A 17112-nucleotide genomic window follows, 5' to 3' on the forward strand; every position below is an offset into this window, starting at 1 on the left:
GCGCTCAAAACTCACGCTCCTGCTGGTGAGTGGGGCCTATGTTGAAGCTACCCGTGTTCGAGTTGCCCGCCTGTCGGCCCTGCTGGATGCCGCGGCGCAGATTGGTGAGCCGGCCGCGGACGTCGTCGGGTGCGCGCGAGACCTGAGGGCCGGCCGTGTGGGCCTGCTCCTGGGCGGTCCCGGGCACGAGGTTGGCGCGCGGCACCCGCCGCGGCAGCCCGGAGGTGGTGACGCCGCCGGCCGAGGGCTTGCGGGCCCGCTCGGCCTGGCGCACCAGGTCGTCGTTGGGCGAGGTCCGCCACTGCGCCTGCTGGGCGGCGCTCTGCGCGCCGTCGGCCTGCGGGGCGCCGGTCTGCGGCGCGTCGGCCTGCGGCGCTCCGGGACGACGCGGGGCCGCCGGGGCGGGGCGCTGCTGCTGCGGCTGGTAGGACTGCTGCGGCTGCTGCGGGACCACCGGCGTCTGCATCGTCTGCTCGGCGTCCGCGACGCGGTTCGCCTCGGCCTGCTGGCCGCGGAACCAGTTCGTCTCCAGCGTGTCGTACAGCGGCGTGCGGCCGTCGCCCGAACCGTTCGCCGGAGGCAGCGCCTCGGGCTGCGGGGCGGCCGGCAGACCGGCGGCCGGACGCGGCGCGCCGGGGGCCTCGTGGGTGCGCTGACGCGGCGGCTGCGGGGCGTCGAAGTCCGGCCGCGCGAACGCGGCGGTGGACGCCGGGTCCTGCGGACCGGCCTGGTAGCCCTGCGGCTGCGCCGGCTCGGGACGGGCGAACTGCCCGGTCGTCTGCGGGCTCTGCGGAGCGGCGGAGCGGCCGTACGGGCCCGTGCTCTCCGGCTCCTCGTGGCCGCGCGGCGCGTCCAGCGGGGTCGACTGGCGCTGCGGCGGCTGCGTCCGGTCGCTGCCCCAGCTCGGGGTCTGCGGCCGCTGCTGCTGCCCCGCGCCCGGGAGTTCGGCGCGCGGACCGCCCGGCAGACCGGGGCGCCGGCCGCCGTCGGCGGGAGCGCCCTGGCCCTGCTGCGGCCGGCCCTGCTCGGGGCGGGCCGGGGCGGGAGCCTGGAAGCCGTTGTGCGCGGGCTGCGGGGCCTGCGGGGACTGCTGGTTCTGCGCCGGGGCGTTCTGGCCCGGAGCCGGGTTCTGCCAGACGTCCGTACGGGACGGGATGGCGCTCTTCGCGCCGCCGCCGAAGCCGCCCGCGCCCTGACGCTGCGGGGCCTGCGGGTTCTGCGGGGCCTGGGGGTTCTGCGGAGCCTGGCCCTGCTGGTTCTGCTGGTTCTGCTGGCCGTTCGGGCGCGGGGCGCCGTCCCGGCCGGGCAGCGCCGCGCGCGGACCGGAGCCGGCGCCGAGCCGTCCCGCTCCGCCGAGACCCGCGGCGGCGCCGGGGCCGCCGGCGAGCCGGCCGCCCGGGGCGCCCTGGCCCTGCGGGACCTGGCCCTGGCCCTGGCCGCCGGCGCCCGGCTTGGGCGCGGGCTTCCGGCCGCCCTGGGCGACGTCCACGGGGAGCATGACGAGCGCGGTGGTGCCGCCGGAGTCGGACGGGCGCAGCTGGATGCGGATGCCGTGTCGCAGGGACAGGCGGCCGACCACGAACAGACCCATGCGGCGGGAGACGGAGACGTCCACGGTGGGCGGCGAGGCGAGCCGCTCGTTGATCGCGGCGAGGTCCTCGGGGGAGAGGCCGATGCCGGTGTCGTGGATCTCGACGAGCACCCGGCCGTCGGGCAGGGCGTGACCGGTGACGCGGACCTTGGTCTGCGGGGAGGAGAACGAGGTGGCGTTCTCCAGCAGCTCGGCGAGCAGGTGCACGAGGTCGTTGACCACGCGGCCGGCGACCTCGGTCGCCGGGACCGCGGCCAGTTCGATGCGCTCGTACTGCTCCACCTCGGAGGCCGCGGCGCGGAGCACGTCGACCAACGGGACCGGGCGGGTCCAGCGGCGGCCGGGCTCCTCGCCCGCGAGGACGAGGAGGTTCTCGCCGTTACGGCGCATGCGGGTGGCGAGGTGGTCGAGCTTGAAGAGCGAGGACAGCTGGTCCGGGTCGGCCTCGCGGGACTCCAGCTCGGAGATCAGCGAGAGCTGACGCTGGATGAGACCCTGCGAGCGGCGCGAGAGGTTGGTGAACATCGCGTTGACGTTGCCCCGCAGCAGGGCCTGCTCGGCGGCGAGGCGGACCGCCTCGCGGTGCACCTCGTCGAAGGCCTCGGCCACCTGGCCGATCTCGTCGCGGGAGTGGACGCCGACGGACTCCACGGAGGTGTCGACGTCCTGCGGGTCGGCCTCGGAGAGCTGCTTGACCAGCTCGGGCAGGCGTTCCTGGGCGACCTTGGTCGCGGTGTCCTGCAGCCGGCGCAGCGAGCGGATCATGGACCGCGCCACCACGAAGGCGCCGACGAGGGAGACGCCGAGGACGAGCAGGATCAGCGCACCGTTGATGAGCGCGTCGCGCTGCGACTCCTGCCTGAGCTCACGGGCCTGGGACGTCATCTCGCCGAGCAGGATGCCCTCGATGCGGCTCATCGCCTGCATCTTGGTGCCGTACTCGTCGGTGAAGTCGAGGTAGCCGCGCCTCTCGGCGGTGGCCAGGCCCGAGTCGGTGCTGAGCACACGCTCCGCGTAGGCGTTCGCGGCCTCGACGGAGGTGTTGCCGGACTCCAGGGACTCGGTGAGCTCCACGGCGTTGCCGCCGGTGGACTCGTAGGTGGTCTGGAAGCGCTCGAACGCCTTCTTCTCCTGCTTGCGGGCGGCGTCCGCGTACAGCCGGTCCTGGCGGTCCAGTTTCCCCAGCTGCCGGTCGGTCGCGGGCAGCGAGCCGGCGATGATCGCCTGCTGGATGGAGGCGTACTCCTTGGCCTGCGAGAACGCGGCCAGCGCTCGCGTCCGCTTGATCATCTCCGGGTTGTTGGTCGCCTGCGCCATGTCCTGGGACAGGCTGAGCAGGGACTGGATGATCCGGCTGTAGCCCTCGACCGTCTGCGAGGTCGGCTCGGTGCCCTTGTACGCCGACTGGCGCAGGGTGTCGAGCGTCACGACCTCCTGGGCGATCTGGTTGGCGTTGGTGCGGATGCTCTCCAGGGCGTCGTCGCCCATGGTGTCGCCGATGCCGCCGGTCGCGTCGAGGAACGCCGTCCGGGCCCGGTCCGTCTTCTTCCGTGGGTCGGCGACCTTGTACTCGCTGGCCGAGGCGCCGTTCGCCAGCGGGCCGGCGGAGAGGTCGCGCTCGGCCTGGAGGGCCTCGGCGAGGTCCGTCGCCTCCCTGGTCAGCTCGGTCAGCAGCTGCATGTGCTCCAGCTGCTCCATGTCCTGGAGGGACTCGTTGATACGGATGCCGCCGAGGGTGGTGGCGGCGACCACGGGCAGCGCGAGCAGCGAGACCAGACGCGTCGAGATGCGCCAGTTGCGCAGGGCTATTCGCGAGCCGGTGTCGACCGGCGCCTTCGCCTTGGGCGCGGCGCCGGACTCGGGCGCCGTGCCGCCGGGGGACGTGCTGCGCGCCGCGGAGTCACCGCCCTCGCCGGCCGCACCCTGAGCCGGGTTCGGAGTGTGCTGGGGCGAGGAGCCGCGGTCGGTCCCGCCGCGCGGCTCCTGTTCCGCCGCGCTGCTGCCATCCCTCTTGAATCGTCCCTGCACTAGCGTCGCAACCTCTGGACCAGGCGTCCCCCCGAGCGAACGGAGGGACGGTGTCGGGCGTCGATGGGATGCCGATGCATCCCACGGTGGTCGTCGTTGACCGGCGCAGTTCCCCCTTCCCCGCCGCTCGCTCGGCGCGGTGTGCGCCCCCTGCGCGCCGGTCCAGCGAACCTGCGGCGGTGCGTGGAATTCCAGCACAGTGCCGGATCTCCAACAAGGGCCGTGCCGGGGGCGGCCGACCGCATGACAACCCGTGCACGAAACGTCACGGGCCGTAGAAGATGATCACGGGCGAACCGGACTTATCCGCCTCAAGTGCCGTGGGCGGGCGAGTGTCCCAGTCGCCATGATCAGGAGCGGAATAACGCATTCACGCACGGGATGTCCGTTTCGCGGGGCCTGGCACCCTGTCCGCAATGCCGGAATTGTCTCGCGGGTGGTGAGCAAACTCACACCCGAATGGGTGTCTCTTCCATGTATTCGAAGGGAGCGAGGTGTTTAGCCTGACGCTTTACAAGTGAAGCGACTCTGTAGAGGGCCTGACACCCGCGATGAAGACCACCATGCTCCTGCGCAAGATCGCCAACCCCCGCCGCACCACGCTGGCCCACCTGGAGGACGCCGAGCAGCTGGACCGGGGCGCGCAGTCCGAGTACGCCGTCGAGCTCCCCTCCCAGACCGCCAACCCGCGCCGCACCATTCTGATGGACGCGCCCGTGACCGCCGCCGCGGAGTAGTCCGCGCCCTCCGGTCGAACAGGCCGGGCCCCTCACCGCGTTAGCCTGGAGCGTCAGACTCCAGCCAGCACCAGTGAGGGGCGACAGCACGCGTGCGCATCGCCAGATTCTCCATCGACGGCAATGTCGCCTTCGGCGCCGTGGAGGGCGAGGGCCCGGACGGCCTCGTCCTCGACATCATCAAGGGCATCCCGTACACCGACTTCGAGCTCAGCGGGACGAAGGTCCCCCTGAGCAAGGTCCGGCTCCTGCCCCCCGTGCTCCCCAACAAGGTCGTGGCCGTCGGCCGCAACTACGCGGAGCACGCCGCAGAACTCGGCAACGAGGTCCCCGAGGCCCCGCTCACCTTCTTCAAGCCGACCACCTCGGTCATCGGCCCGGGCGACGCCATCGAGTACCCCTCCTTCTCCGAGGAACTGCACTACGAGGCGGAACTGGCCGTCGTCATCGGCCGCATGTGCCGCGAGGTGCCGCGCGAACGCGTCAAGGACGTCGTCTTCGGCTACACCTGCGCCAACGACGTCACCGCGCGCGACGTCCAGAAGCGCGAGAAGCAGTGGGCCCGCGCCAAGGGCTTCGACACCTCCTGCCCCCTCGGGCCCTGGGTGGAGACCGACCTCGACCCCGCCGACGTCACGATCCAGTGCACGGTCAACGGTGAGCAGCGCCAGCTGGGTCGTACGAGCGACATGATCCGCTCCATCGAGGACCTGGTCGTCCACATCTCCGAGGCCATGACGCTGCTCCCGGGCGACGTCATCCTCACCGGCACCCCCGCCGGGGTCGGCCCCCTCAACGTCGGCGACGAGGTCGCCGTCACCATCGAAGGCATCGGCACTCTCACCAACAAGGTGATCAAGCGTGGCTAACGCGATCCGCGTCCGTTTCTGTCCGTCCCCGACCGGCAACCCCCACGTGGGCCTGGTCCGCACCGCCCTGTTCAACTGGGCCTTCGCCCGGCACAACCAGGGCACCATGGTCTTCCGCATCGAGGACACCGACGCGGCCCGCGACTCCGAGGAGTCCTACCACCAGCTGCTCGACTCGCTGCGCTGGCTGGGCCTCGACTGGGACGAGGGCCCGGAGGTCGGCGGCCCGCACGCCCCGTACCGCCAGTCCCAGCGGATGGACATCTACCGGGACGTCGCGGAGAAGCTGCTCGCCGGCGGGTACGCGTACCACTGCTTCTGCACCGCGGTCGAGCTGGAGGCCCGCCGCGACGCGGCCCGCCTGGCCGGCAAGCCCTCCGGCTACGACGGCACCTGCCGCAACCTGAGCCCCGAGCGCATCGAGCGCTACCGCGCCGAGGGCCGCGAGTCGATCGTCCGCTTCCGGATGCCCGACGAGCCGATCACCTTCACCGACCTGGTCCGCGGCGAGCTCACCTTCACCCCGGACAACGTCCCGGACTACGGCATCGTGCGCGCCAACGGCGCCCCGCTGTACACCCTGGTCAACCCGGTCGACGACGCCCTGATGGAGATCACCCACGTCCTGCGCGGCGAGGACCTGCTCTCCTCCACCCCGCGGCAGATCGCGCTCTACAAGGCGCTGATCGAGCTGGGCGTCGCCAAGGAGATCCCGCAGTTCGGCCACCTGCCGTACGTGATGGGCGAGGGCAACAAGAAGCTCTCTAAGCGCGACCCGCAGGCCTCCCTCAACCTCTACCGGGAGCGCGGCTTCCTCCCGGAGGGCCTGCTGAACTACCTCTCCCTGCTCGGCTGGTCCTTCTCCGCCGACCAGGACATCTTCACCGTCCCGGAGATGATCGAGAAGTTCGACATCGCGGACGTCAACGCCAACCCGGCCCGCTTCGACCTCAAGAAGGCCGAGTCGATCAACGCGGACCACATCCGCATGCTCGACGAGAAGACCTTCGCCGCGGCCTGCGAGCCCTGGCTGCAGGCCCCGCACGCCGCCTGGGCCCCCGAGGACTTCGACCGCGCCGCCTGGGAGCGCATCGCGCCGTACGCCCAGACCCGCGTCACCGTCCTGTCGGACATCACCGCCAACGTCGACTTCCTGTTCCTGAAGGAGCCGGTCGAGGACGAGGCGTCCTGGCAGAAGGCCATGAAGGAGGGCTCCGACGCCCTGCTGCGCACCGCCCGCGCCAAGCTGGAGGCCGCGGACTGGACCGACCCGGAGTCCCTCAAGAACGCGGTCCTGGCCGCCGGCGAGGAGCACGGCCTGAAGCTCGGCAAGGCCCAGGCCCCGGTCCGCGTCGCCGTCACCGGCCGCACGGTCGGCCTCCCGCTCTTCGAGTCCCTGGAGATCCTGGGCAAGGAGCGCACCCTTTCCCGCATCGACGCCGCGCTGGCGAAGCTGACGGCCTGAGGGTCCGCGAGGAAGGGCGCCGGCCATGTGGCCGGCGCCCTTTCCGTCGTTCCGTCGCCGCGGTCCTGCCCTCGCTCACCCCACCGGCAGGGGGCCGGGCCGCGTGCCGTGCGCGGAACAGAACTCGGTGCTGCCGGTGAAGTCCATGATCTCGAACACGCCCACCAGGCACAGTTGGAACCGGCTTATCCCACCGAGCTTGTTCCGCAGGTTCGCGACGTGGAACTTCACCGTCCGCACCGAGATTCCCATCGCCCGGGAGAGTTCGTCGGAGTCCTGCGAGGCAGCGAGCTGGACGAGGATCTGGGACTCCCTGGCGGTGAGGGTGTGCAGGCGCGACATGGCCGTCTCCACGGTGGAGCGCAACGGCTCAGGGAGACGGCACAGTCTGCAGGCGGTTGTCATCGTTTCTCTCTCGACGGGACGTCGTCCCGGGGGTCAGTGCGTCAGCGAGGCCGCGAGCTTCAGCCTGCTGTCCACCTGCTCCTTGACGAGCGCCAGTGTCTCCGCGTGCTGTTCGATCAACTGCTGCTGGTAGGCCTTCGTCACCACGTAGTGCACGCCGACCAGGTTGACCTGCTCCTTGCACTGTACGTCGGCCTTGGCGGCGGTGACCGCACGCGGACCGGACAGCTCGGGCCCCGCGAAGCCCAGCTCCTTGGGTGCCTTCATCGGGTCGTTGACCGTATATCCGGCCTTGGCCATGCACTGTGACCACTTCTTGTCGACCGCGCGGATCCGGGAGTCCTCACGGGCCTTCGACTCCGCCTCGCCCCTGAGGTTGAACACGAAGAGAACGTCGACCTCGTTCGCCTTGCGGGCGTAGAGCTTGAGGAAGGACTCGCGGGCGCAGCCGCCCACGGGCACCTTGTGCCCGTTGAACGTGACCTCGCTGCCTCCGGCCTTCTCCGCCTCCTCCAAGGTGGCGGGCAGGTCGGTCGGCTGGAGGTCGTCCTTGCCGTTGAGGGCCAGCAGCTCCGCCTGGGTGGGCGGCTTCGCCGGGGCCGGCGGCGTCTGCGCCTTCGCCACGGAGGGGTTCATATAGCCGTAGCGCGCCGCCGCGTCCGGGTCGGCGAGACCGAAGATCCGGGCGTTCATCCCGGTCGTCGGCACCTGAGGCTGTGCTGGTGGCCGGTAGGCGAAGCCGAGCCGGGACATGCACTGGCCGATGAGCACGTTCTGCGCGCGGGTGAGCGTGTTGTGCTGCTCGGGGGTGGCCTCGTAGGCGTCCAGCGGGAAACCGACGTCCACGGTTCTGAGCATCGCCGGCACGGAGCCGAGCGGCGGTTCGGTACGGCCGGCGGCGCCGTCCGAGCCCGTGGCGGAGCAGCCCGCCAGGGCGAAGACGGCGACGACGGCGGTCATGCGGATTCGGCTCACCGTCAGGTGGTGATACTGCACGAGGAGATCTTGTTCTTGAAGGTGTCCGACGCGTCGCCGTAGTAGCCGACCGGGAGCGAGCCCCGGATTCCCTCCTTGTACCAGTCGGTCCAGACGTACTCGACGAACACCGAGCGGTTCCAGTACGACGCCGTGTTGTCGTTCGTCGTCTGCCCCTCACCCGCGCAGTTGACGTTGCTCGGATCCTTGAAGCGGTCGTCCGCGAAGTTGTTGTCCGTGCTGGTGTCGAAGATGCAGCCGACCCTGCCGGAGTTGTAGTAGAAGCCGAACTCGCCCGACTCCAGCTTTCCGTCCTTGTCGTACGCAGCCGCCGCCGGACCGGCGGTGCCCATCAGGATCCCGCCCACGGCCACGGCCGCGAACGCCGCCCTCATTACGCGCTTGTTCATTTCGTCCCTGTCGTTCCATCGAATCGTAAAGATCTTGCAAACGGAAAGTGGATCACGGGCGGGCCTGAGCGTCTACTGTCCTAGAGGACAGTAGACGCCCCTGACCTGCGGCTTTTACCGTGGCCGCCCGGGCCGGAGGCCCCTGCTCACCGGAGTCCCCCATGCGCTCCGGCTGCCGCGTCGGCCACGGCCGTCTCCCTGGACCGTGCACACTTCCACGCCCGCGTGCGCGCGAAAGGCCTCCCCTGCCCCGGGCGCCGGCGGCGGTCATCGTCGGTGGCCGCCCGCACGCACCGGTGATACGACGAAGGACGACGATGACGCAGGACGAGGACGCCGCGGCGGTCACGGACCAGCCCGACGGCCCGGTGCCGACCGGGCCCGCACCAGGATCGGGCGGGGTGGCCGGCCGCCGCCGCTGGGTGGCCGCCGTCGCCGCGGGCGCGGTGCTCGCCACCCTCGGCGGCCTGGGTGCGGCGCTGCTGGTGAAGTCGCCCGCGCAGGCGGCCGCGGAGGCCGCACCGCCCAGGCCCGACGTGCTGACCGCTCCCGTGGAACACCGGGTGCTCACCTCGTCGGTCATCACCCGCGGTGAAGTCGTGGCCGGTCATACAGTCGACGTGATTCCGCAGGTGGCTGCCGGCGAGGGTGCGGCACGCCCGGTCATCACTAAGATTCCCGTGCGGCCCGGGGACACCGTGCGGGCCGGGAAGGTCCTGATGGAGGTGTCCGGGCGGCCCGTGTTCGCCCTGCAGGGCGACCTGCCCGTGTACCGCGACCTGCGTCCGGGCGCGACCGGCGATGATGTGCGCCAACTCCAGCGCGCTCTGCGTAAGCTCGGCCACCGCACCACGCCCGACGCGGCGGGCCGCTTCGGCTCCGGCACGAAAGCGGCCCTCGACTCCTTCTACCGGTCCCTGGGGTATGACCCGATGGCCGCCCAGGAAGGCGAGGGCGACCCGGTCGAGGACGCCCGAGGTGGGGTCACCGCGGCCGAACGTGCTCTGGAGGACGCCGAGGACGCGTTGTCGCCGCCGAAGTCGGCGTCCGCCGACGCGGGTGCGATCGGCGACGACGGCGCTGGCCGGCAAACCGCCGTGAGCAGGGCGCGGGAAGACCTCTCCGCCGCACGCCGGAAGCTCGCCGCCGCCCAAGCGGCGGCCGGCCCGATGCTGCCCGCGGCCGAGGTGGTGTTCCTGAAGAGCTTCCCTGCCCGCGTGGACTCGGTATCCGCGAAGGTCGGCGGAGAGGCGACCGGCACCGCGATGAAGCTGTCGGCCGGCCGGCTCGTCGTGCAGGCCCACGTCCCCGACTACCAGAAGGACCTCATTCGTCCCGGGGGTACGGCCGAGATCTACTCCGAGGTGACCGGCGCCTCCGCGAAGGGCAAGGTCGACTCCGTCTCGGACGCTCCCGTCCAGGCCGGCGCGTCGGGCGGCGAGGGGCAAGTCCCTCACGACGCCGCACAGACGGGCCAGGGGCCGAGCGGCTGGCTCGTCGAGATCACGCCTGACATCCCGCTCGGCCCCGACCTGACCGGCCAGGACGTACGCGTCACCGTCATCGCGGCCTCCACCCGGGGAAAGGCGCTCGTCGTACCGATCACGGCGATCAGCTCCGGCGCGGACGGGCGGACCACCGTGACGGTGGTCGAGACCGACGGCGACCGGCGCCGGGTGGAGATCCGCGCGGGCACGGCCGGGGACGGCTTCGTGGCCGTCACGCCGTCGGCGGGCGGCACGCTGGCCCCGGGCGAGCAGGTCATCACGGGCGTGTCCCGCGAGGGGACCTCCCCGTGACCGCCGTCTCCGGTTCCGCCCCGGGCCCCGAGCCGGTCATCGAGTTCCGCGAGGTCGGACTGACCTACCCCGGACCACCTCCGGTGACCGCCCTCAGGCCCTGCGACCTGACCGTCGAGCGCGGCGAGTTCGTCGCCGTCGTCGGCCCGTCGGGGTCCGGCAAGTCCACCTTCCTCAACATCGCCGGCCTGCTCGACGCGCCCACGTGCGGCAGGTACCTGCTGGACGGCATCGACACCGGGGCGCTCCGGGACGCCGATCGCACCGCGCTGCGCGGCCGGCGCATCGGGTTCGTCTTCCAGTCCTTCCATCTGCTGCCCCAGCGCAGCGCGTTGGAGAACGTCATGCTCGCCCTGGTCTACAACGGCACCTCCCGCCGGGAGCGTGCGCCCCGGGCCCGCCAGGCGCTGGAGCAGGTGGGCCTCGGCCACCGCGTCGAGGCCGTCCCCACCCGGATGTCCGGCGGAGAGCGGCAACGGGTGGCCATCGCCCGCGCGCTCGTGACCCGCCCGTCCCTGCTGCTGTGCGACGAACCGACCGGGAACCTCGACTCGGCGAACGCCGATTCGGTGCTGGCCCTGTTGGAGCAGCTGCACGCGGACGACATGACGGTCCTGGTGATCACTCATGATCCGCTGGTCGCCGCCCGCGCCAAGCGCACGGTGACCATCCGGGACGGAGTGCTGCGCGCATCCGGTACGCGGACGCCCGAGGTGCTCGGATGAGGCGGGTACGACGCACGGCCCGCATTCGGCCCTCGGTGCTCGCCTGGCGTGATGTGCTGTCCGAGTCCCTCGCCGGCATGCTCCAACGTCCGGGGCGTTCCGCGCTGACCGCACTCGGCACGGTCCTGGGCGTGGGCACCTTCGTGGCGATTCTCGGACTGACGGCCACCACCTCCTCGCAGATCGACACGCGGTTCAATACCCTGAGCGCGACAGAGGTGACCGTCGAGGACGTCGCCCGCGAGCAGGACGAGTTCGCCGGCCCCGCCTTCCCGGCGGACGCCGACGCACGGATCGAGCGGCTGAACGGCGTCGAGCACGCGGGAGTGCACTGGCCGGTGCGGCTGTCCCCCGACGAATCCGTGCGCTCCTCAGCCGTCGCCGGGAACGACGGCGCGGGGAACACCGCCGACGTCGTGGCCGCCTCACCCGGAGTGTTCGCCGCGGCGGGCGCCCGGCTGGCCGAAGGCAGGGTCTACGACGCCTATGCCTCGGGCCGGGCGGCACCGGTGGCCGTGATCGGTACGGGGGTCGCCGACCGGCTCGGCATCACCACGCTGGCGACCCATCCGGCGATCTTCATCGGCGGCCGGCCGTTCACCGTCACCGGCATCGTCTCCGGCGCCGACCGGAAGGCCGACCTGTTGCTGTCGGTCGCTGTACCGCACACCACGGCGGAACGGATCTGGGGCCGGCCGACGGACGGCGGTGCGCAGATGCTGGTATCCACCGAGCTGGGTGCGGCTCCGCAGATCGCCCGCGAGGCCGCGACGGCACTGCGCCCGGACCACCCGGAGTACTTCAAGGTGGTGCCGCCACCGGACCCCAAGGCCCTGCGCGGCAAGGTCGGCGACGACCTGAACCGGCTGTTTCTCCTGCTGGCGGCGATCTGCCTGGTGATCGGCGCTGTGGGCATCGCCAACACCACGCTGGTCGCCGTCCTGGAGCGCACGGGCGAGATCGGCCTGCGCCGAGCCCTGGGAGCCCGCGGTCGCCACATCACCGTGCAGTTCCTCGCGGAGTCCGGCGCGCTCGGCGCGCTGGGCGGCCTCGTCGGCACGTCCCTGGGCGTCCTGACAGTGGTACTGGTCGCCGTGGTCCGCGACTGGACCCCGGTGATCCACCCGGCAACGGCGGCCGCGGCCCCGGCTATCGGTCTGCTGACCGGTCTCGTCGCCGGCCTCTACCCCGCCTGGCGCGCCGCCCGCATCCAGCCCGCGGAGGCCCTGCGTCACTGACCGACCGCCGGGCAGGGAGGCCGTGCAGAGCTGGACCTCGCCCCTGACTCCCCCCGCGGCCGTAACCGTCGTCCCGTGGCCATCCGTGCGATCGTCCGGTACACGGCCGCTGGGCTCATCGGGAGTTGACTCCCGAACCCCCGGGGGGCCACGCGGTACCGTCGTGGCATGACCATTGGAGCGATTGTCTGGGACGTAGACGACACGATCTTCGACTACGCCACGGCCGACCTCGTCGGCATGCGGGACCATCTCACGGCCGAGGGCCTGATCGACGGATTCGACTCCGTCGACCAGGCCCTTTTCCGTTGGCAGGAGCTCACGCGGCTGCACTGGCGGCGCTTCGAGGCCGAGGGCGGGGACTACGAGGAGCACCGGCGCGAGCGGGTGCGCGACTTCCTCGGGCAGCCGCGGCTCGGCCGGGCCGAGGTCGACGCCTGGTTCGGCCGGTACGTGGCCCACTACGAGGCCGCCTGGGCGCTCTTCCCGGACGCCCTGCCGGTCCTGGACCTCCTCGGCGGGGAGTACCGGCACGCGGTGCTGTCCAACGCCAGCAGCCGGGTCCAGGAGCCGAAGCTGCGCGCCCTCGGGGTACGGGACCGCTTCGAGGCCGTCCTGTGCTGCGTGGAGCTGGGCGTCGCCAAGCCCGCCGCCGCGGCGTTCCACGCCGCCTGCGAGACCCTGGGGCTGCCCCCGGCGCAGGTCGCGTACGTCGGCGACCACCCGGACATCGACGCCCGCGGGGCCCAGGAGGCCGGGCTCACCGGCATCTGGCTGGACCGCACCGGGGCCGGCGGGAGGCCCGAGCTGACCCGGATCACCGACCTCCACCAGCTGCCCCGGGTGCTGCGCGGGGATACCCGTTTTGGAGCGCCGGACACCTTCGGGTAATGTTCTTCCTGCGCCGAGGGGAGCAAGCCGAAAGGCCGAGAACCCCGGAAGCGCAAGCCAGAGCAAGATCCCTCCCCGGAGTGATCACGCCCCGGTGGCCTATGGTGTAATTGGCAGCACGACTGATTCTGGTTCAGTTAGTCTTGGTTCGAGTCCAGGTAGGCCAGCTCGCAGAGCTCATCTGCAACTCGCGGATCTGATCCGCAAAGCCCCCGTTGTGTAGCGGCCTAGCACGCTGCCCTCTCAAGGCAGTAGCGCCGGTTCGAATCCGGTCGGGGGTACAGATCCTTCCCGCGGGATCACTTGGGTAGCTCCCGGTGAACTCGATGCAGGATCGCTAGGGCCCCCGTTGTGTAGCGGCCTAGCACGCCGCCCTCTCAAGGCGGTAGCGCCGGTTCGAATCCGGTCGGGGGTACCAACTGGTCTAAACCACCAGTGGCCTATGGTGTAATTGGCAGCACGACTGATTCTGGTTCAGTTAGTCTTGGTTCGAGTCCAGGTAGGCCAGCGCAGTAACGTCATGCGACTTCGTCGCGTGGCTCAGATCTTGCCCCCGTTGTGTAGCGGCCTAGCACGCCGCCCTCTCAAGGCGGTAGCGCCGGTTCGAATCCGGTCGGGGGTACCAGACGAAGAAGCCCTTCCCTTCGGGGGAGGGCTTCTTCGCTGTCTGCCGTTGTGCGGACAACTCCGGCCCACCGCTGCGGCGTTGGAGCGGTGGGCCGGGAACGTACAGGTGAAGAGGGGAAGAGGATCAGCCGTTGCGGCGCAGGGCCTCGGTGAGGCGCGCGGCCGCGTCGATGACCGCCTGGGCGTGCATGCGCCCGGGGTGGCGGGTGAGGCGCTCGATCGGCCCGGAGACCGAGACGGCGGCCACCACGCGGTTCGAGGGGCCCCGTACGGGCGCCGAGACGGACGCCACGCCCGGCTCGCGCTCGCCGATCGACTGGGCCCAGCCGCGGCGCCGTACGCCCGACAGGGCCGTCGCCGTGAAGCGGGCGCCCTGGAGGCCGCGGTGCAGCCGCTCGGGCTCCTCCCAGGCCATCAGGATCTGCGCCGAGGAGCCGGCCTTCATGGTGAGCGTCGAGCCGACCGGCACGGTGTCCCGCAGGCCGGACAGCCGCTCCGCCGCCGCCACGCAGATGCGCATGTCGCCCTGGCGCCGGTAGAGCTGCGCGCTCTCCCCCGTCACGTCGCGCAGATGCGTCAGCACCGGCCCGGCGGTCGCGAGCAGACGGTCCTCGCCGGCCGCGGCGGCGAGCTCCGCCAGCCGCGGTCCGAGGATGAACCGGCCCTGCATGTCGCGGGCCACCATCCGGTGGTGTTCCAGTGCCACGGCCAGTCGGTGTGCCGTGGGTCGTGCGAGTCCCGTCGCCGCGACCAGACCTGCGAGGGTGGCCGGACCGGACTCCAGGGCGCTCAGGACAAGGGCTGCCTTGTCCAGAACGCCCACGCCGCTAGAGTTGTCCATGCAACGATATTCGCGTCTCACTCTGTGAAACGCAAGTTCAATTTTCCTGGGAACTTGCCACTCTGGTGTGGCGGCCGCACAACGGCCCGCGAAACGGGTCTCTAGTGGTGCCGGCGCAGCCGCCGGCCGGAGGGAAAGCGATGGGTAGGACACTCGCGGAGAAGGTCTGGGACGACCATGTCGTCCGGCGCGCCGAGGGCGAGCCCGACCTCCTCTTCATCGATCTGCACCTGCTGCACGAGGTGACCAGCCCCCAGGCCTTCGACGGTCTCCGGCAGAACGGACGGCAGGTCCGGCGGCTCGACCTCACCATCGCCACCGAGGACCACAACACCCCCACCCTGGACATCGACAAGCCGATCGCCGACCCGGTCTCCCGCGCCCAGCTGGAGACGCTGCGGAAGAACTGCGCCGAGTTCGGCGTGCGGCTGCACCCCCTGGGCGACGTCGAGCAGGGCGTCGTCCACGTGGTGGGACCGCAGCTGGGCCTGACCCAGCCCGGCACGACCGTGGTCTGCGGCGACTCGCACACCTCCACGCACGGCGCCTTCGGCGCGCTGGCCTTCGGCATCGGCACCAGCCAGGTCGAGCACGTGCTGGCCACCCAGACGCTGCCCATGGCCCGCCCGAAGACCATGGCCATCACCGTGGACGGCGAGCTGCCCGCCGACGTCACCGCCAAGGACCTGATCCTGGCGATCATCGCGAAGATCGGCACCGGCGGCGGCCAGGGCTACGTCCTGGAGTACCGCGGCTCCGCCATCGAGAAGCTCTCGATGGAGGCCCGGATGACCATCTGCAACATGTCCATCGAGGCCGGCGCCCGCGCGGGCATGATCGCCCCCGACGAGACCACCTTCGCGTACCTGAAGGGCCGCGCCCACGCCCCCGAGGGCGAGGACTGGGACGCCGCCGTCGCGTACTGGAAGACCCTGAAGACCGACGAGGACGCCGTCTTCGACGCCGAGGTCGTCATCGACGCCGCCGAACTGGCGCCGTTCGTCACCTGGGGCACCAACCCCGGCCAGGGCGCGCCGCTTTCGGCGCACGTCCCCGACCCGGCTTCGTACGAAGACGCTTCGGAGCGCCTGGCCGCCGAAAAGGCCCTGGAGTACATGGGGTTGACCGCCGGGCAGCCGCTGCGGGACATCAAGGTCGACACCGTCTTCGTAGGCTCCTGCACCAACGGCCGCATCGAGGACCTGCGCAACGCCGCCGCCCTGCTGGAGGGCCGCAAGGTCGCCGACGGCGTCCGCATGCTGGTCGTCCCCGGCTCGGTCCGGGTGGCCCTGCAGGCCGTCGAGGAGGGCCTGGACAAGGTCTTCAAGGAGGCCGGCGCCGAATGGCGGCACGCGGGCTGCTCCATGTGCCTGGGCATGAACCCCGACCAACTGGCTCCCGGTGAGCGCTCCGCGTCCACCTCCAACCGCAACTTCGAGGGCCGGCAGGGCAAGGGCGGCCGCACCCACCTGGTCTCCCCGCAGGTCGCCGCCGCCACCGCCGTGCTGGGCCACCTGGCCTCCCCGGCCGATCTGTCCGACGTCGCCACCACCGCGGGGGTCTGAGGAACCATGGAAGCTTTCACCACCCACACCGGCCGGGCCGTCCCGCTGCGCCGCAGCAACGTCGACACCGACCAGATCATCCCGGCCCACTGGCTGAAGAAGGTCACCCGCGACGGCTTCGAGGACGGCCTCTTCGAGGCCTGGCGCAAGGACCCGGAGTTCGTCCTCAACCGCCCCGAGCGGCAGGGCGCGACGGTCCTGGTGGCCGGCCCCGACTTCGGCACCGGCTCCTCCCGCGAGCACGCCGTCTGGGCCCTGCAGAACTACGGCTTCAAGACCGTCATCTCCTCCCGCTTCGCCGACATCTTCCGCGGCAACTCGCTGAAGAACGGCCTGCTGACGGTCGTCCTGCCGCAGCCGACCGTGGACGCGCTGTGGGAGCTGACCGAGGCCGACCCGGCCGTCGAGATCACCGTCGACCTGGAGGCCCGCAAGGTCCTCGCCCCCGGGATCGACGCCGACTTCGAGCTCGACGAGAACGCCCGCTGGCGACTGCTGAACGGTCTGGACGACATCAGCCTCACCCTTCAGAACGAAGCCGACATCGCGGCCTACGAGGCGGCCCGGCCGTCCTTCAAGCCCCGTACAATTACGGCCTGAGCAGCGGTTTTCCCCAACTGCGCCCTCCACCTCCGGGTGGGGGGCGCAGTGGCATGTTGAGCCCCTGTCGGGCGACAACTCGCCCTAGATGGCACAATCGGTGCATGGAACGCGACAGCCAACTCGAGCTCTACGAGGCAGTCGCCGCCCGATTGAAGGAAGCGCACACGAAAGTGCGCGAACTGCAAGTCCCGGAGGGCGTAAGGATGGCGCTGTCCCGGAAGCTGTTGGTCGTCACGGCCGCGGCGAAGCACGATCTCGCGGACGCGGCAGCGCGTCTCGACCGCTTGATGAAGGACCTCGACGAGGGCCGATTCCCTGAAGGCGACTGACCACCGGAACTCCG

Annotated in this window: 15 protein-coding genes and 5 tRNA genes; 15 read left to right on the plus strand and 5 right to left on the minus strand. The window is 71.3% G+C overall.

The features are described from left to right. Window positions 1–4 precede the first annotated feature (4 nt). Window positions 5–3619, minus strand: coding sequence for a nitrate- and nitrite sensing domain-containing protein (locus ACNJ93_RS23050; protein WP_418959328.1), 3615 nt, complete (start codon window positions 3617–3619; stop codon window positions 5–7). Between the two features lie 551 nt (window positions 3620–4170). On the opposite strand from ACNJ93_RS23050, the gene ACNJ93_RS23055 reads away from it, so the two are divergent. The 3 genes from ACNJ93_RS23055 (at window position 4171) to gltX (ending at window position 6690) form a co-directional block, all read left to right on the plus strand. Next, window positions 4171–4356: a hypothetical protein gene (locus ACNJ93_RS23055; protein WP_418959329.1), complete on the plus strand. Its 186-nt coding sequence runs from the start codon at window positions 4171–4173 to the stop codon at window positions 4354–4356. 92 nt (window positions 4357–4448) lie between these two features. Next, window positions 4449–5225, plus strand: coding sequence for a fumarylacetoacetate hydrolase family protein (locus tag ACNJ93_RS23060; protein WP_418959330.1), 777 nt, complete (start codon window positions 4449–4451; stop codon window positions 5223–5225). After that, the gene (gene gltX, locus ACNJ93_RS23065) at window positions 5218–6690 is read left to right on the plus strand and encodes a glutamate--tRNA ligase (protein WP_418959331.1); all 1473 of its coding nucleotides are present in this window, start codon (window positions 5218–5220) and stop codon (window positions 6688–6690) included. The genes ACNJ93_RS23060 and gltX overlap by 8 nt, the downstream gene beginning before the upstream one ends. Before the next feature lie 75 nt (window positions 6691–6765). Here the strand turns inward: gltX and ACNJ93_RS23070 are convergent, their stop codons facing one another. The 3 genes from ACNJ93_RS23070 to ACNJ93_RS23080 all read right to left on the minus strand — a co-directional run bounded on the left by ACNJ93_RS23070 (window position 6766) and on the right by ACNJ93_RS23080 (window position 8480). Continuing rightward, a complete protein-coding gene (locus ACNJ93_RS23070; RefSeq protein WP_418959332.1) occupies window positions 6766–7032 on the minus strand; it encodes a helix-turn-helix domain-containing protein in 267 nt (88 codons plus the stop codon). A 96-nt stretch (window positions 7033–7128) separates the two neighbouring features. After that, window positions 7129–8091 (minus strand): hypothetical protein, encoded by a 963-nt coding sequence (locus ACNJ93_RS23075; protein ID WP_418959333.1) that lies wholly within the window; start codon window positions 8089–8091, stop codon window positions 7129–7131. Then, the gene (locus ACNJ93_RS23080) at window positions 8073–8480 is read right to left on the minus strand and encodes a hypothetical protein (protein WP_418959334.1); all 408 of its coding nucleotides are present in this window, start codon (window positions 8478–8480) and stop codon (window positions 8073–8075) included. The genes ACNJ93_RS23075 and ACNJ93_RS23080 overlap by 19 nt, the downstream gene beginning before the upstream one ends. 317 nt (window positions 8481–8797) lie before the next feature. On the opposite strand from ACNJ93_RS23080, the gene ACNJ93_RS23085 reads away from it, so the two are divergent. From ACNJ93_RS23085 to ACNJ93_RS23125, 9 genes are all read left to right on the plus strand, one after another. Continuing rightward, window positions 8798–10279: a peptidoglycan-binding protein gene (locus ACNJ93_RS23085; protein ID WP_418959335.1), complete on the plus strand. Its 1482-nt coding sequence runs from the start codon at window positions 8798–8800 to the stop codon at window positions 10277–10279. After that, on the plus strand, window positions 10276–11004 hold the full coding sequence (locus ACNJ93_RS23090; RefSeq protein ID WP_418959336.1) for an ABC transporter ATP-binding protein: 729 nt from the start codon (window positions 10276–10278) through the stop codon (window positions 11002–11004). The genes ACNJ93_RS23085 and ACNJ93_RS23090 overlap by 4 nt, the downstream gene beginning before the upstream one ends. Beyond that, entirely contained in the window at window positions 11001–12242 is a 1242-nt protein-coding gene (locus tag ACNJ93_RS23095) for an ABC transporter permease (protein ID WP_418959337.1), read from the plus strand. The genes ACNJ93_RS23090 and ACNJ93_RS23095 overlap by 4 nt, the downstream gene beginning before the upstream one ends. 168 nt (window positions 12243–12410) lie before the next feature. Further along, complete coding sequence (locus tag ACNJ93_RS23100) at window positions 12411–13133, plus strand: HAD family hydrolase (protein ID WP_418959338.1); 723 nt, start codon at window positions 12411–12413, stop codon at window positions 13131–13133. Between the two features lie 95 nt (window positions 13134–13228). After that, window positions 13229–13300: transfer RNA gene (locus tag ACNJ93_RS23105), tRNA-Gln, on the plus strand. A 41-nt stretch (window positions 13301–13341) separates the two neighbouring features. After that, window positions 13342–13414, plus strand: a tRNA-Glu gene (locus tag ACNJ93_RS23110). 61 nt (window positions 13415–13475) lie between these two features. Further along, window positions 13476–13551 (plus strand) — tRNA-Glu (locus ACNJ93_RS23115). 18 nt (window positions 13552–13569) lie between these two features. Beyond that, window positions 13570–13641: transfer RNA gene (locus ACNJ93_RS23120), tRNA-Gln, on the plus strand. A 41-nt stretch (window positions 13642–13682) separates the two neighbouring features. Next, window positions 13683–13758, plus strand: a tRNA-Glu gene (locus ACNJ93_RS23125). 126 nt (window positions 13759–13884) lie between these two features. On the opposite strand, the gene ndgR is transcribed toward ACNJ93_RS23125, so the two are convergent. After that, window positions 13885–14601, minus strand: coding sequence for an IclR family transcriptional regulator NdgR (gene ndgR / locus ACNJ93_RS23130; RefSeq protein WP_128977462.1), 717 nt, complete (start codon window positions 14599–14601; stop codon window positions 13885–13887). A 140-nt stretch (window positions 14602–14741) separates the two neighbouring features. On the opposite strand from ndgR, the gene leuC reads away from it, so the two are divergent. From leuC to ACNJ93_RS23145, 3 genes are all read left to right on the plus strand, one after another. Then, the gene (gene leuC / locus ACNJ93_RS23135) at window positions 14742–16166 is read left to right on the plus strand and encodes a 3-isopropylmalate dehydratase large subunit (protein WP_418959339.1); all 1425 of its coding nucleotides are present in this window, start codon (window positions 14742–14744) and stop codon (window positions 16164–16166) included. Between the two features lie 6 nt (window positions 16167–16172). Beyond that, the gene (gene leuD, locus ACNJ93_RS23140) at window positions 16173–16766 is read left to right on the plus strand and encodes a 3-isopropylmalate dehydratase small subunit (RefSeq protein WP_418959340.1); all 594 of its coding nucleotides are present in this window, start codon (window positions 16173–16175) and stop codon (window positions 16764–16766) included. A 104-nt stretch (window positions 16767–16870) separates the two neighbouring features. After that, entirely contained in the window at window positions 16871–17098 is a 228-nt protein-coding gene (locus tag ACNJ93_RS23145; protein ID WP_418959341.1) for a hypothetical protein, read from the plus strand. Window positions 17099–17112 lie beyond the last annotated feature (14 nt).

This window comes from Streptomyces tritici (assembly GCF_048500665.1).
In the GTDB taxonomy this organism is placed as follows: Bacteria; Actinomycetota; Actinomycetes; order Streptomycetales; family Streptomycetaceae; genus Streptomyces; species Streptomyces tritici.

Bases quoted from the DNA above. Each gene is read 5' to 3' on its own strand.
- ACNJ93_RS23145 (WP_418959341.1), top strand. From the start codon at position 16,871: ATGGAACGCGACAGCCAACTCGAGCTCTACGAGGCAGTCGCCGCCCGA.
- leuC (WP_418959339.1), top strand. From the start codon at position 14,742: ATGGGTAGGACACTCGCGGAGAAGGTCTGGGACGACCATGTCGTCCGG.
- ACNJ93_RS23055 (WP_418959329.1), top strand. From the start codon at position 4,171: ATGAAGACCACCATGCTCCTGCGCAAGATCGCCAACCCCCGCCGCACC.
- ACNJ93_RS23085 (WP_418959335.1), top strand. From the start codon at position 8,798: ATGACGCAGGACGAGGACGCCGCGGCGGTCACGGACCAGCCCGACGGC.
- ACNJ93_RS23100 (WP_418959338.1), top strand. From the start codon at position 12,411: ATGACCATTGGAGCGATTGTCTGGGACGTAGACGACACGATCTTCGAC.
- leuD (WP_418959340.1), top strand. From the start codon at position 16,173: ATGGAAGCTTTCACCACCCACACCGGCCGGGCCGTCCCGCTGCGCCGC.
- ACNJ93_RS23095 (WP_418959337.1), top strand. From the start codon at position 11,001: ATGAGGCGGGTACGACGCACGGCCCGCATTCGGCCCTCGGTGCTCGCC.
- ACNJ93_RS23070 (WP_418959332.1), bottom strand. From the start codon at position 7,032: ATGTCGCGCCTGCACACCCTCACCGCCAGGGAGTCCCAGATCCTCGTC.
- ndgR (WP_128977462.1), bottom strand. From the start codon at position 14,601: ATGGACAACTCTAGCGGCGTGGGCGTTCTGGACAAGGCAGCCCTTGTC.
- ACNJ93_RS23080 (WP_418959334.1), bottom strand. From the start codon at position 8,480: ATGAACAAGCGCGTAATGAGGGCGGCGTTCGCGGCCGTGGCCGTGGGC.